Raw genomic sequence first — 12,447 nt, 5'->3', positions numbered from 1 at the left:
GGCTGCGGCAGCCTGGCAGCCTCAAGAAGCAGCCGCGTCCCGACAGCGTTGTCCCTTCCGGGAGCCGCCTCTCAGCGGCGCACCTTCGTCCGGTCCAGCGCGGCCACGCCTACCGCGGCCAGGCCGGTCTGGATGAGCCACTCGACCCAGTCGACGCCGTCCGTGTCGGCCACGTCGAACGCGGCTGCGATCGCCGAACCGATCAGCGCGGCCACGATGCCGACGAGGATCGTCCACAGGATTCCAATGCGCTGGCGACCCGGGACGACGAGTCGCCCCAGGACGCCGATGATGATGCCGATGACGATGGCACTGATGATGCCCGAGATCTCCATTTCCGCCCCTCTTTGTCAGGACCCCGTTGCTGAGCAAGTTCCCGCTGCGGGCGGAGACAGTCCACTCCGGCGCCGGCGTTACGCAGCCTGGGGCATGGCGTCCGGAGCCGGCGTGCCGGCAGTGTCCGGGGGGTCGGGAGTGACCGGGGTGACGGGGTCCCTGGAGTCCGCCGGGTCCGTCCCGTCCGGCATCGGCGTCGGGTCCGGGGCCGGAGGTCCGGTTCGTCGCTCCTGGAGACCGGCAGGGCGGCGTAAAGGCCGGTCCGCGCGACGCGGACCGGCCGGGTACTCGTTCCTTCCATGCGGTGTCTACGGCTTCGGGGCGCTCCTCGCCGCCGTACCGGCGCACATCAGCCCCAGGAGCACGGCCAGGGCGCCGATGACGATGTTGTTCCACACGACGCCGGCATCGGGGCTGTCGCCAACGATCCACGGCGAGATGATCATCCACACGCCGAGCGCGCTGAAGGCCCAGCTCAGGCCGTACATGCGTTCCGGAGCGCGGGTGAATCCGAGGGCCAGCAGGCCGATCGCGATGCCGATCACGAGGTTGTGGGGCACGAGATCGGGCTGGCTGTTCGTGTAGTGGACTATCCAGGGGGATACAGCGCAGTACAGACCGAGCAGGAACACCGGTCCGTCCACGAGCGCCACATCACGACCGCCGAGCATGCGGGCGTAGCGGTCCCGCATTTCGGTTACATCAGGGTGACTCGTTATGTCACCTCTGGTGGGCGAGACGTTGGCCATGACTCGTCTCCTTTGACTTCACAGGCCTGACCGCGTCTGGTGCGGTATGCGGTAAGCGCCGCGTACATACATTCTGCGCTTATTTCTTCCTTATGTGTAGTGGTGCCGGTTCGCCCTGGCGGCCACACCCCGCCCGGCCCGCGGCGACACCTTGCGGGGGCGGTGAGGGCGGTGAGGGCGGTGAGGGCGGTGAGGGCGGTGAGGAATCGTCGACTGGTCTACACCCTTGACTGGTACATACCAAAGCGGTTGAGTGTGCCTCCACACCCCCCACCACGGCCGCCCCCACGCCGTGGCCGGCCCCGCCGGCGCGTGCGCACGAGGCTCTGCTTCGCCCTGCCTTGCCGGGGTCGGCCGTGCTTCGCAAAGGAGTTGATCCTGTGTCGAGGCGCCGTATCTCCGCCGTACTGACTGCTCTCGCCCTCGCCGTCAGCGTGCCGGTGCTCCTCCCGGCCGCCGAAGCGTCCGCCGCCGCCTGCTCCAGCTACCCGAGTTGGACGGCCGGACGGTCCTACAACGCCGGGGACATCGTCCGCTACACCGACGGCAAGGCGTACATCGCCGAGCACGCCAACCCGGGCTACGACCCCACCATCAGCACCTGGTACTGGGAGCCGTACGCCTGCAGCGGCTCCGACACGCCCGCCGCCGCCTTCGTGGTGAGCGAGGCCCAGTTCAACCAGATGTTCCCGAACCGGAATTCGTTCTACACGTACAGCGGTTTGACCGCCGCGCTGAGCGCCTACCCCGGCTTTGCCGACACCGGCAGCGACACGGTGAAGAAGCAGGAGGCCGCCGCCTTCCTCGCCAACGTCAGCCACGAGACCGGCGGTCTGGTCCACATCGTCGAGCAGAACCAGGCCAACTATCCGCACTACTGCGACTGGAACCAGCCCTACGGCTGCCCGGCCGGCCAGGCCGCCTACTACGGGCGCGGCCCGATCCAGCTGTCCTGGAACTTCAACTACAAGGCGGCGGGCGACGCGCTCGGCCTCGATCTGCTGGGCAACCCCTGGCTGGTGCAGAACGACGCGTCCGTGGCCTGGAAGACGGGCCTGTGGTACTGGAACACCCAGACCGGCCCCGGCACCATGACCCCGCACAACGCCATGGTCAACCAGGCCGGCTTCGGCCAGACGATCCGGTCCATCAACGGCTCCCTGGAGTGCGACGGCAAGAACCCGGCCCAGGTGCAGAGCCGTGTCGACAACTACAACCGCTTCACCTCGATCCTCGGCGTCCCGCCCGGCGGCAACCTCTACTGCTGACGCCGAAGGCCCGGAGGCTTGTGCGAGACTCCGCCGATGACCTCGGACACGATCACCGCGCAGGCTGCGGGCACCTGGACCCTCGGTGACCTGCCCGTCAGCCGCATCGGCCTTGGTGCCATGCGGCTGACGGGCAGTGCCGCCTTCCACCTCGGTACACCGAGCGATCGCAAGCGGTCGATCGCCGTGCTGCACAAGGCAGTTGATATCGGCGTCAACCACATCGACACGGCCGCCTTCTACTTCTCCTCGCTGCGCTCCGCCAACGAGCTGATCAACAGCGCGCTGTCGCCGTACCCGGACGACCTGGTGATCGCCACGAAGGTCGGCCCCCATCGCGAGTACGGCGGCGGGTGGGCCACCTCGGCCAGGCCCGACCAGCTGCGCGGCCATGTCGAGGAGAACCTGCGCCAGCTGGGCCGCGACCACCTCGACGTCGTATACCTGCGCCGTATGCGGCAGGACTCGATCGCCGAACACTTCGGCGCGCTCGCCGAACTCCGTACGGCGGGCCTGATCCGGCATCTCGGCATCTCCGCCGTCGAACCCCGCCACCTCGCCGAGGCGCAGGCCATCGCGCCGGTGGTGTGCGTGCAGAACCCCTACGGCATCGCCTTCGCCGACTCCGCGACCGACGAACTCCTGCGGCTCTGCGGTGAACAGGGCATCGCGTTCGTGCCGTTCTACGCCGTGGCCGGAGACGGCCGGGAGCAGGGTGCCGGCGACAGTCACGAGGATGAGGTGCTCGCCGTCGCCCGGGCGCACGGCGTGAGCCCCGCGCAGGTCCGGATCGCCTGGACGCTGCAACAGGGCCCGCATGTGCTCGCCATCCCCGGCACCGGCAACCCGGACCACCTCGTCCAGAACGTGTCGGCGGGCGCGCTCCGGCTCACAGAGGAGGAGCTGGCCTGCCTCAACGCCTTCCGGGCCAAGGCGACTTGAGCATCAGCTCGTCGAATCGAGCACCGGACAGCGGTCCTTCGACGGCCCTTCACAGCGCCCAGCTGACCGGCGCAAGCTTCGGTGACACCCTCGGCTCGCAGCGGCGGTCGCCGCCACCGCTCACCGCCGCACGAGAAAGGGGAGCCGCGGCAGATCGCCGCCGTGGTGTTGAGCGTCCCCTCGTAGCGCGAGATTCGTCACGAGGCCGGCCGCACCCGCCGTTCCGTTCGTTCCGGCAGCCGGGTGACGAGCGCGAGGCCCTCATCGAGGACGTCGTCCTGCCGGGCTACCCGCTCTGAAGCAGCCCGCGGATGTAGGCGGCCTGTCCGACATGCTCAAGATCGTCGGACAGGACGCTGACCAGCCGGACGCCCAGGCTGACCGGCGGATCCCAGCGCTCGTCCACGATGCGCTCCAGATCCTTGGCGGCCAGCTCGCGCAGCGCCCCGAGCGTCTGCTCATGCACGGCGTCGTAGTAGCCGGTCAGCAGGTCACCGGAGTCGACCCGCACCTTCGCGACCTTCGGGGAGGTGTGGCCGTACCCGGTGTCGTGGCGCGGCAGGTCGAGACCGAAGGTCTTCTGCCAGTCCTGGGTGAGCCACACCTGGTCGAGCCCGAAGGCGTCGGAGATGTGGTCGTCCTGGATGCGGGTCAGATGCCAGACGAGCCAGGTGATGGAGTTGGCGTCGGCGGAGGGCCGGGCGTTGAGGTCGTCGGGGCCGAGGCCCTCGACGGCGGCGTGGACTTCTTCCTGGATGCGGCCGTACGCGTCGATGAGGATGTCCTTGGCATGCATGTCTCCACCATCGCGCATCGCCGTCCGTCACGCGCCCTCTGTTTCCAGCAGAGCCATCAGCGCGCGGGCCGCCGGGCTGGTGGCCTGAGCAGGGGGCAGCAGGGTGACCGTCTCGTACACGATCTCGTCGGTGTCCTTCACCGACAGGGCCGTCAGCGACTCGCGCTTGCACCGGAAATGCCGCGGTACGACGGCGATGCCGAGGTTCTCGTCCACCAGGTCCAGCAGGCTGTGCACGTCGTTCACCTCCAGGGCGACCGTCCGCCGCACGCCCGCGTCGGCGAACGCGGCGTCGGTGGTGCGACGCGGACCCCAGTCCGGGTGGAAGTCGACGAAGACCTCGCCGCCGAGCTCCTCCAGGGTCACGGCCATCCCGGACGCCGCCAGCCGGTGGCTGGGATGGCACAGCACCGTCATCGGCTCGCTGGTCAGCGGGACGGCACGCAGTTGCTCGGTGTCCTCGCCCGCCGTGCGGACGGCGAACGCCAGATCCAGGCGCCCCGCCGCGACCTCCTCCGCCAGCGCGCCCGACCCCGCCTGCCGCAGACAGATCTCCACGTCCGGGTGGCGGCCCCGGAAGGCGGCGAGCAGCCCGGCCACATGCACCCCGGCGATGCACTGCTCCGACCCGAGCGCCAGCATGCCGCGCAGTACGCCCTGCACCGCGGCCACCGCCTCATGGGCCGCCCGTACCTGGGCGAGGATCCGCTCCGCCTCGCCCAGCAGCGCCCGTCCGGCGGGCGTGAGCGTCACCCGGCGCGTCGTCCGCACGAACAGCGGGGTCTGCAACTCCCGCTCCAGGGCCCGGATGGAGGCGGACAGACCGGACTGGGACACCAGCAGACGCTCGGCGGCACGGGTGAAGTGCCGGTCCTCGGCGACCGCGACAAAGTGCTGAAGGTGGCGCAGTTCCATGACTGAGAAGCCTATCCGCTCAATTCCATCGGATTCTTCTGTTGGACCAATGCCCCCAGGTCGCGAAAGAGTGGACAAAGGTAGTCAGGAAACCGCGCCAACCCCTCTGGAGTCGCGTTGTACACCGCACACCCCGACCGCTACGCGGACATGCCCTACCGGCGCACCGGACGCAGCGGCCTGCGGCTGCCCGTTCTGTCGCTCGGCCTGTGGCACAACTTCGGTCCGGACCGGCCGGTCGAGACGCAGCGCGCCATCCTGCGCCGCGCCTTCGACCTCGGCGTCACCCACTTCGACCTGGCGAACAACTACGGCCCGCCGCCCGGCGCCGCCGAGCTTGCCCTCGGCGAGGCCCTGAAGGCGGACTTCGCGGCCTACCGCGACGAGCTGGTCATCTCCACCAAGGCCGGATACCTGATGTGGCCCGGCCCGTACGGCGAGTGGGGCTCCCGCAAGTACCTGCTGTCCTCGCTCGACCAGTCCCTCGCCCGTATGGGCCTGGACTACGTCGACGTCTTCTACTCGCACCGCCCCGACCCGGAGACTCCCCTGGAGGAGACGATGGGTGCCCTGCACTCGGCGGTGCAGCAGGGCAAGGCGCTGTATGTGGGCGTCTCCAACTACTCGGCGGAGCAGACCCGGGAGGCCGCCCGCATCCTCGGTGAGCTGGGCACCCCGCTGCTGATCCACCAGCCGCGCTACTCGATGCTCGACCGCCGCCCCGAGGACGAGGGCCTGCTGGACGCCCTCGACGAGCTGCAGGTCGGCTCCATCGTCTTCTCGCCGCTGGAGCAGGGCGTGCTGAGCGCCCGCTACCTCGACGGCATCCCGGAGGACTCGCGGGCCGCGAGCGACAGCCCCTTCCTGCACTCCGACGCGGTCACCGAGGACCTCGTGGTCAAGCTGCGCGCCCTCGACGAGATCGCGAAGTCACGCGGCCAGACGCTGGCCCAGATGGCGCTGGCCTGGGTGCTGCGCGGCGGCCGGGTGACGTCCGCCCTCGTCGGTGCGAGCAGTCCGCAGCAGATCGAGGACAGCGTCGGAGCCATCCGTAACCTCGACTTCGAGGCGGACGAGCTGGCCAGGATCGACGCGGTCGTCAAGCCGTGAGCCGCTTGCCGGACGGCCTCCCGGAGGCGGGCCGCCACCTCCGGGGCGCAGGCGTGGAGCGTGCCCGGTCCTCCTGCGCATCGTCCCGGACGGCCCGGTCCCCGGAGGGCTGACGTCGGATCCCACCGGGGCCCGTCCGGTTGAGGGTTGCACGGAAGGGCAGCCGAACAAGCCTGGTCACCGTGTCGCCCTCGGCTTTCCCGAGGGCCTTGCGCAGGGTCGGCCTTGACGGGCAGCTTGTGCGTGCCCAGGGCCATGAACGAGCTGCGGGAAGGGTGTCCGCCGATCGTGCCGCGGACCTTGACGAGTCCCCGGGTGCCGAAGAACTCGACGCTCCGCGGCCAGACGAGACAGGTCCAGCCGCTGTCCTTCGGGCTCTTGCGCAGGACGGCGGTGAATTCCTCGTCCAGCGGGGTGGCCGTGGTCATGGTGCCGCCTCCGCTCGCGGTGGTCCCCGTACCGAGAAGACCACCGCGAGCGGAGGAACTCATCGCGGGCCTCATGCCCCGGCGGGCACCCGGTCCAGAAAGCCCAGCACGGACCGGATGCGGCCGTCCGCGTCCAGCGTGATCACATCGAAGCCGGCGACCGGCGCCGATCCGTCGGCCTGGCTCACCAGCTCCCAGGAGAAGCGCGCCGTGTCGTGGTGCCCGTCGACGGCGCCCAGCAGCCGGAAGGCGAAACCGGGGAACTGCTCATGGGCCGCCGCGATCACGGCCGTGATCTGCTCGTGCCCGCTGACGTCGGCGAGCGGGTCGGTGTAGCCGCCGTCCGCGGCCCAGGCGGCGGCGACCGCTTTGGCCAGCTCCTCCGGCTCGGCGGCGTTCCAGGCCTCGAAGTAGCGGGCGACGGCGCTTTCGTGACGGTCGGTGTTCGCGGGCATGCGGGATCATCCTCCATCGAGGTCGTACTTGCTGGTCAGAACCCGGATCGCGGTCGCGGTGACCCGGTACCGCAACGATGCCCGGCTCGGAGGGAACCGTCGATTACCCCTCGGGTAAAGGCCGCGCCGTCATCTTTCGGCCAAGAGCCGGGGTGAATATGCCAGGAGACTGGCCGGAAATTCATGGTGACAGTGATTCAGTAGTGAACATACTCAACTTCAGGACCTTCACAGTCGGCGAAGCATCCGTCACGCACAGCGCATGAGCCGCGCACAGCACCAGAGCCGCAGGAAAGCGAGGAAAGGCCGGCAGGCGAGCGGAACAAACGGGGAGTGGATCGTGCACGACGAATTCCTGTGCCATGTCACGGCGTACGGCACCTGCGGCGGCCGGCGTATCGGAGTACCCCTGGGCACCTATCGGGCCCCCACGCTCGCCCTCGCCCTGTGGTGGCTGCGTGACCGTGCCTCCTGGATCGCCGACCGGCTGGATCCGCAGCCCGAGGCCGAGCACCTGCCGCCCGGCGCGCTCGTGCCGGTGGCCGACACGGTGGCAGACGTGCCCGCCGTACTCCGCGGCTGGTGCCGTGACGTGGTCCAACAGCAGCTCATCGCCGAGGCGTTGGCCGAGGGGCGATTAATCCGGGTGGCGGTCAGTGACGACACCACCGAGTACGAGCTGCTGGCGGAGTCCGTGGACGCCCTGCGTATGCAGCGGACCGCCGCGGCCCTGTTCGCGCCGGTCGCCTGAAGCCTCCGCGTCGAGCGCATGATGAACGAATCGCAAGAATTCCGGCATGGCGGAGTGGCCGGTCGCGCTGACGGCGTCTGAACTCGTCCTGGAGACCGACACCCGCTCCCCGGCGAGGAGTCCGGACCGCGAGTACCACGTCGGGCGCGATCCATTGAGCGACATCGTCATCGACGATGCCCGCTTCTCCTGAACGGCCCCTCGCGCGGTACCGCGGCGCGACCAGCCACGACGCCGCCGCAGACGAAGGACGGCGTCACGCCTGTCCGCGCTGCCGCACCCGCCGTGCCGGCAACGCGCCGAGGAAACCCGCCACCAGCCCCCACAGCAGCGCCGGCCCCAGCGCCGACCACAACTCCGGCCGCAGCAGCAGCTCCCCGCCGAGGTCGCCGCCCAGGTCGCCGATGCCGAGTACGGACAGGCCGAAGTGCGCGGAGATCCGGGCGACGAGGCAGATCATGAGGACGGTGAGGCCGAGTGCGACCGCCAGGTGCACCGCGTGCTGCCAGGCCCGCACCCGGCGCGGCGAGCGGGCCGCCATCAGGAACGCGACGGCCAGCAGCAGTACGGCGTCGACGACCACGAGCCACCACACCCGGCCGTCCTGCTCGGCAAGCGTGCGCAGGTTGAGGGTGGAGACGTCCGGACCGCGCAGCACCTCGTCGAGCAGATGGGGCATCGGCAGCCCGAACGGCCCCTCCACCTGCCCCTTCCAGGTCGCGCCGAGGCCGATGGTGAAGGTGAGCCAGACCAGGTTCGGCAGACCGAGCAGGATCACGGCGAAGGTCTCCGCGACATGCCCGCGTGTCGCGGCGGTGACGACGGCGATGACGAGGCCGAGAGCGACGCAGGAGAGAAGCAGGACGACCATGGCGTACGCGGCCGGGCGTACCGACGCCCGCAAGCGCAGCAGCCGGGGCGGCAGCGGTGCGCCGCGTGCGGCGAGCTGTGCCAGCAGCAGCACACCGGCCAGCCACAGCAGGCCGACCACGAGCGTCAGCGGTACATCCGTCTCGAAGCCGACCCGCGGCGAGACGCCGAAGAGGTCGCTGAGCTCTCCGAGTGTGTCGTCCCCGAAGGTGATCGTGAAGGTCTGGCGCGCGGCGAGGGCGAGGCCGAGCAGACCCAGTACCCACAGCGCGGCGATCCGGCCGGCCCAGCCCGTCGGCTCCCGGACATCTGCCACCGCCCGGTGCCGCAGCGGCCGCAGGAAACCGGCGGCGAGGGTGAGGGCCCCGACCAGCGTGACGGACAGCGGGATCACGGTGAGGTCTGCCGAGGTGTCGGCGAAGCCCCCGGCGTCACCCGACAGTTCGACGGTGCCGCCGACGGCCGTGACGACCGTCGCCGCCACGACCCGCGGGAACGCGCCGTCCGGCAGGCCGGTCGCGCCGGCCGCCCACAGGCCGAGGGTGGCCGTCACTCCCATCGCGAACAGCCCGGCCAGCACCACGGCGGCGGCCTGGACCCAGCCGTGGCGGGCGACCGCCTGGCCGCAGGGGGTACGAGCGCTCACGCTGCCACGCTAAGCAGGAGCCGGTGGGACCGCCCGCCGGGAGGCCCGTCCGCGTCGGCTTGCGGACGACGCCCCAGCAGACGGGCGACACCTGGCCGTCGTACCGGCCTTCGAACGTGGTCATGGTCTCTCCCCCGACGACGGTCATCACCATCTTCGTCGTGTACGACCCCGAGCGCGGCGACGGATTCGCCCGGCACCGCGGTGACACCGGCGAGAAGGACCGGAAGACCGCCCCGCAGGCCCGGCCCTCGCCCTGGGTGAGCGTGTCGACGCCGGTCTCGCAGTCGCCCTGCGACGCGAAGGTCACTGGCGTCGGACCCGAGGAACACGCCGGAAGCGCCCACCAGCTGACCGGCTGTGCGGTTGCGGGGACTGCCGCGCGCCACTCGGGGTACGAGCACTGATGCAGCAGCGTCCGGCCGGCCCGGCTTCCGAGAGAGAAACGCATGATCGACAACCTGGACGGGGCAGTGGTAACGACTGGTTTCGACGTGCCCGTGGAGCCGCTACGGCGGGCGGCACACTACACCGGCGATCCCGGATGCATCGCCGAGGCACGGTCCTTCGCCGCGTTCTTCCTCGACCAGCTCAGGACCGAGTGGTGCGCCGAGATCGACGAGCGGGCCGAGGGAGCCGTGCTCCTGGTGGTGAGCGAACTGGTCACCAACGCGGACCGGCACAGCGGCGGGCCGTACATCCTGGACCTGGAAGGCACCGACACCGCGGTGACGGTGTGCGTCTACGACAGCAGCGCCGCGCTGCCCCGGCGCTTCCCCCGGGATCCCGAGCGCGTGGGCAGGCACGGGCTGGAGATAGTGCACGCCCTGGCGACGGAGGTCGCCGTCGAACGTGTGCCGGTCGGCAAGCGGGTCCGCGTCGTGGTGGGCCTGAGCGGCGGGTGACCGGCGGCACCCGCCGGTGAGGTCAGGCGCAGCCCAACTCGCCCAGCATGCCCTGGCGCAACCGCGTGATGATTCGCTTGATCAGCCGGGACACATGCATCTGGGAGCAGCCCAGCCGGGCGCCGATCTCCGCCTGTGTGGCCTCCTCCACGAACCGCATGTGGATGATCTGCCGGTCCCGCTCGCTGAGTTCGGCCATGAGCGGGGCGAGCGACTGGCAGTCCTCGACGAGCCGCAGCCCGTCCTCCTCGACGCCGATGAAGTCGGCGAGCACCGCCTCCCCGCCCTCCGGGCCGTCGCCGGTGAGCGCGGCGTCCAGCGACGCGGAGTTGTAGCCGTTGGCGGCGACCTGAGCCTCGATCACCTCGTCCTCGTCGATGTTCATGAGCGTGGCGAGTTCGGCGACAGTCGGCTCCCGGTCGAGCCGGCCGGCGAGTTCGTCGCGCGCCTTGGCCAGGTCGACGCGCAGTTCCTGAAGCCGGCGCGGCACGTGCACCGCCCACGTGGTGTCCCGGAAGAAGCGCTTGATCTCACCGACGATGTACGGCAAGGCAAACGACGTGAACTCCACCTCGCGGCTGAGTTCGAACCGGTCGATGGCCTTGATCAGGCCGATCATCCCGGTCTGGACGATGTCCTCCATGTCGTTCCCGCGGCCCCGGAACCGGCCGGCCGCGAACCGCACGAGGGACATGTTCATCTCGATGAGCGTGTTGCGCGCGTACTGGTGAGCGTGTGTGCCCTCGTCGAGTTCCGACAGGCGCTGGAAGAACTGGCGGGACAATTCCCGCGCGTCCCGCGGAGCCATGGTCCGCGGGTTCTTGATGTCCGGCAGTGGTCCGATCCCCGTGCTGGTCCCGGCGGTCTGCTCGACCTCTGCCTCCGACCGCATCACGGCGGTGTCCATGTCGTCCTCTCCCCACCCAGGTCACCTGCGAATGTGCCTCGGTCCTCGACAGGCGGGTACCCCGGTCCGCGCGACGCATGCCCATCGGGCCGCCGGGCGGCGGAAATTGAGGGGTGAGGGGCAGATGAGTTCAGCGACGGGCCGCGATGAACAGCTCGTGCAGGTAGCTCTTGGTGACGCTGCCTCCGTACTGGCTCTCGATCAGCTCCCGGATGCAGGTCAACAGCCCCTGCCGGGCGGTGTCGTGGAGTGCGCGGTGGCCTGAATAGGTCAGCAGTACGTCGATGTACTGATCGGCGGAGTATGTGATGTCCCGCAGATGCCGGGTTTCCTCCACCGTCTCGAAGCGGGCCGAGCGCTGCAACTCGCCGATGTCGGTGGTGATCTGGGACGCGTCCCGCAGACGCACCCCGGGCGGTGTGGCCGGGTCCCAGCGTTCGTAGCAGCGTTGGGCGCGCGCGAAGAAGTCGATGGTGCCGCCCGCCACGTGCTCGGTGGTGATCAGCGCGAAACGGCCGCCCGGGCGCAGCAAGTCCGCGGCCTTCCGCACCCCCAGGGCCGGGTCGATCCAGTGGAACGCGGTCGCACAGACCACGAGGTCGAAGGGCTCGTGCGGCGGCTGCCAGCGCTCGAAGTCCGCCACCTCCACGTCGACCAGCGGGAACGCCGCCAGTTTGCGCCGGGCCATGGCCGCCAGGGCGGGGCCCAGTTCCACGGCGGTGATACGGCAGCCGAACTGGGCGATCGAGAGGGTGAGTTGGCCGGTGCCGGGGCCGATCTCCAGGACCCGGCTGTCCGGGCCGAGGCCGGTCGCGCGGGCCAGCTCGGACACCAGCCGGTCGGGGTAGCTGGGCCGTGCCCGGTCGTACAGCTCCGGCACCTCGTCGAATGTCTCGCGCAGCAACATTTCCGTTCCTTCCGCCCCCGCGATTCCACCCAGGGCAGAATGCTGCTCCCTTCCCGTGGAGTCGAGGGAATTTAGCCTGAGTAGGTGAGCAACGAAGCGCCGAACCAAGCCCGCGTGTTCCCTCTACGCCCACCGGCCGATCGCCCGCAGGTTGAGCGCCCGCAGGCTGAGCGCCCACCGGCCGATCACCCGCAGGCTCAGCGCCCGCGGGTCGAACGCCTATCGGGCCAGCGCCCCCAGGTTGAGCGCCCGGCGGGCCAGCGCCCGCCGGTCGAACGCCCCCAGGCTGAGCGCCCGTCGGGCCAGCGCCCGCGGGTCGAGCGTCCGTCGGAGACGCGCCTGGAGACCGCCGCCCGCCCAGCATCAGCCCGCCCTGTCCCGCCCGTCGCATCCGCGCCGGGCCGGACCCCGGCATCCGCGCCGGGCCGGACCCCGGCATCCGCGCCGGGCCGGACCCCGGCA

At 70.3% G+C, this 12,447-nt stretch carries 15 protein-coding genes and 1 pseudogene; 7 read left to right on the top strand and 9 right to left on the bottom strand.

Annotation, left to right across the window (positions count from 1 at the left end; genetic code table 11):
* Positions 1-71 precede the first annotated feature (71 nt).
* Both GFH49_RS34315 and GFH49_RS34310 read right to left on the bottom strand, forming a co-directional pair.
* Positions 72-335, bottom strand: a complete 264-nt coding sequence (locus GFH49_RS34315; protein ID WP_155059966.1) for a GlsB/YeaQ/YmgE family stress response membrane protein — start codon at positions 333-335, stop codon at positions 72-74.
* A 309-nt stretch (positions 336-644) separates the two neighbouring features.
* Positions 645-1,085 carry an SPW repeat protein gene (locus GFH49_RS34310; RefSeq protein WP_155059965.1) on the bottom strand — a complete coding sequence of 147 codons (441 nt, stop codon included), beginning with the start codon at positions 1,083-1,085 and terminating at the stop codon, positions 645-647.
* Positions 1,086-1,465: 380 nt separating this feature from the next.
* On the opposite strand from GFH49_RS34310, the gene GFH49_RS34305 reads away from it, so the two are divergent.
* The gene (locus GFH49_RS34305; RefSeq protein ID WP_155059964.1) at positions 1,466-2,353 is read left to right on the top strand and encodes a glycoside hydrolase family 19 protein; all 888 of its coding nucleotides are present in this window, start codon (positions 1,466-1,468) and stop codon (positions 2,351-2,353) included.
* Between the two features lie 36 nt (positions 2,354-2,389).
* Positions 2,390-3,295, top strand: coding sequence for an aldo/keto reductase (locus GFH49_RS34300; protein WP_196218215.1), 906 nt, complete (start codon positions 2,390-2,392; stop codon positions 3,293-3,295).
* 286 nt (positions 3,296-3,581) lie between these two features.
* Here GFH49_RS34300 and GFH49_RS34295 read toward each other — a convergent pair whose 3' ends face one another.
* Both GFH49_RS34295 and GFH49_RS34290 read right to left on the bottom strand, forming a co-directional pair.
* A complete protein-coding gene (locus tag GFH49_RS34295) occupies positions 3,582-4,091 on the bottom strand; it encodes a mycothiol transferase (protein ID WP_155059962.1) in 510 nt (169 codons plus the stop codon).
* A gap of 27 nt (positions 4,092-4,118) precedes the next feature.
* The gene (locus GFH49_RS34290) at positions 4,119-5,006 is read right to left on the bottom strand and encodes a LysR family transcriptional regulator (protein WP_155059961.1); all 888 of its coding nucleotides are present in this window, start codon (positions 5,004-5,006) and stop codon (positions 4,119-4,121) included.
* A gap of 117 nt (positions 5,007-5,123) precedes the next feature.
* On the opposite strand from GFH49_RS34290, the gene mgrA reads away from it, so the two are divergent.
* On the top strand, positions 5,124-6,116 hold the full coding sequence (mgrA, locus tag GFH49_RS34285; protein ID WP_155059960.1) for an L-glyceraldehyde 3-phosphate reductase: 993 nt from the start codon (positions 5,124-5,126) through the stop codon (positions 6,114-6,116).
* A 151-nt stretch (positions 6,117-6,267) separates the two neighbouring features.
* Here mgrA and GFH49_RS40795 read toward each other — a convergent pair.
* Positions 6,268-6,544: pseudogene (locus GFH49_RS40795) on the bottom strand (DUF1905 domain-containing protein); the annotation flags it as partial.
* A gap of 71 nt (positions 6,545-6,615) precedes the next feature.
* Positions 6,616-6,999, bottom strand: a complete 384-nt coding sequence (locus GFH49_RS34275; RefSeq protein WP_155059959.1) for a nuclear transport factor 2 family protein — start codon at positions 6,997-6,999, stop codon at positions 6,616-6,618.
* Positions 7,000-7,339: 340 nt separating this feature from the next.
* Between GFH49_RS34275 and GFH49_RS34270 the strand changes: the two genes are divergently transcribed.
* Entirely contained in the window at positions 7,340-7,750 is a 411-nt protein-coding gene (locus GFH49_RS34270) for a hypothetical protein (RefSeq protein WP_155059958.1), read from the top strand.
* A gap of 46 nt (positions 7,751-7,796) precedes the next feature.
* The gene (locus GFH49_RS34265; RefSeq protein ID WP_155059957.1) at positions 7,797-7,943 is read left to right on the top strand and encodes an FHA domain-containing protein; all 147 of its coding nucleotides are present in this window, start codon (positions 7,797-7,799) and stop codon (positions 7,941-7,943) included.
* Positions 7,944-8,006: 63 nt separating this feature from the next.
* On the opposite strand, the gene GFH49_RS34260 is transcribed toward GFH49_RS34265, so the two are convergent.
* Complete coding sequence (locus tag GFH49_RS34260) at positions 8,007-9,266, bottom strand: streptophobe family protein (protein WP_155059956.1); 1,260 nt, start codon at positions 9,264-9,266, stop codon at positions 8,007-8,009.
* A 23-nt stretch (positions 9,267-9,289) separates the two neighbouring features.
* Here GFH49_RS34260 and GFH49_RS34255 point away from each other — a divergent pair, with 23 nt between their 5' ends.
* Together GFH49_RS34255 and GFH49_RS34250 are read left to right on the top strand one after the other, a co-directional pair.
* Positions 9,290-9,673, top strand: a complete 384-nt coding sequence (locus GFH49_RS34255) for a DUF6777 domain-containing protein (protein WP_155059955.1) — start codon at positions 9,290-9,292, stop codon at positions 9,671-9,673.
* A 42-nt stretch (positions 9,674-9,715) separates the two neighbouring features.
* Entirely contained in the window at positions 9,716-10,171 is a 456-nt protein-coding gene (locus tag GFH49_RS34250; protein WP_155059954.1) for an ATP-binding protein, read from the top strand.
* 22 nt (positions 10,172-10,193) lie between these two features.
* On the opposite strand, the gene GFH49_RS34245 is transcribed toward GFH49_RS34250, so the two are convergent.
* Positions 10,194-11,078, bottom strand: coding sequence for an RNA polymerase sigma factor SigF (locus GFH49_RS34245; RefSeq protein WP_155059953.1), 885 nt, complete (start codon positions 11,076-11,078; stop codon positions 10,194-10,196).
* 130 nt (positions 11,079-11,208) lie between these two features.
* The gene (locus tag GFH49_RS34240) at positions 11,209-11,982 is read right to left on the bottom strand and encodes a class I SAM-dependent methyltransferase (protein WP_155060009.1); all 774 of its coding nucleotides are present in this window, start codon (positions 11,980-11,982) and stop codon (positions 11,209-11,211) included.
* Positions 11,983-12,447: the final 465 nt, after the last annotated feature.

Source organism: Streptomyces blattellae (assembly GCF_009709555.1).
In the GTDB taxonomy this organism is placed as follows: domain Bacteria; phylum Actinomycetota; class Actinomycetes; order Streptomycetales; family Streptomycetaceae; genus Streptomyces; species Streptomyces blattellae.
This window is presented reverse-complemented; position numbering and strand designations above follow the sequence as displayed.

Excerpts from the sequence above, each read along its gene's own strand:
- GFH49_RS34315 (WP_155059966.1), bottom strand. The coding sequence starts at position 335 with ATGGAGATCTCGGGCATCATCAGTGCCATCGTCATCGGCATCATCATC.
- GFH49_RS34310 (WP_155059965.1), bottom strand. The coding sequence starts at position 1,085 with ATGGCCAACGTCTCGCCCACCAGAGGTGACATAACGAGTCACCCTGAT.
- GFH49_RS34300 (WP_196218215.1), top strand. The coding sequence starts at position 2,390 with ATGACCTCGGACACGATCACCGCGCAGGCTGCGGGCACCTGGACCCTC.
- GFH49_RS34295 (WP_155059962.1), bottom strand. The coding sequence starts at position 4,091 with ATGCATGCCAAGGACATCCTCATCGACGCGTACGGCCGCATCCAGGAA.
- GFH49_RS34290 (WP_155059961.1), bottom strand. The coding sequence starts at position 5,006 with ATGGAACTGCGCCACCTTCAGCACTTTGTCGCGGTCGCCGAGGACCGG.
- GFH49_RS34275 (WP_155059959.1), bottom strand. The coding sequence starts at position 6,999 with ATGCCCGCGAACACCGACCGTCACGAAAGCGCCGTCGCCCGCTACTTC.
- GFH49_RS34265 (WP_155059957.1), top strand. The coding sequence starts at position 7,797 with ATGGCGGAGTGGCCGGTCGCGCTGACGGCGTCTGAACTCGTCCTGGAG.
- GFH49_RS34250 (WP_155059954.1), top strand. The coding sequence starts at position 9,716 with ATGATCGACAACCTGGACGGGGCAGTGGTAACGACTGGTTTCGACGTG.
- GFH49_RS34245 (WP_155059953.1), bottom strand. The coding sequence starts at position 11,078 with ATGGACACCGCCGTGATGCGGTCGGAGGCAGAGGTCGAGCAGACCGCC.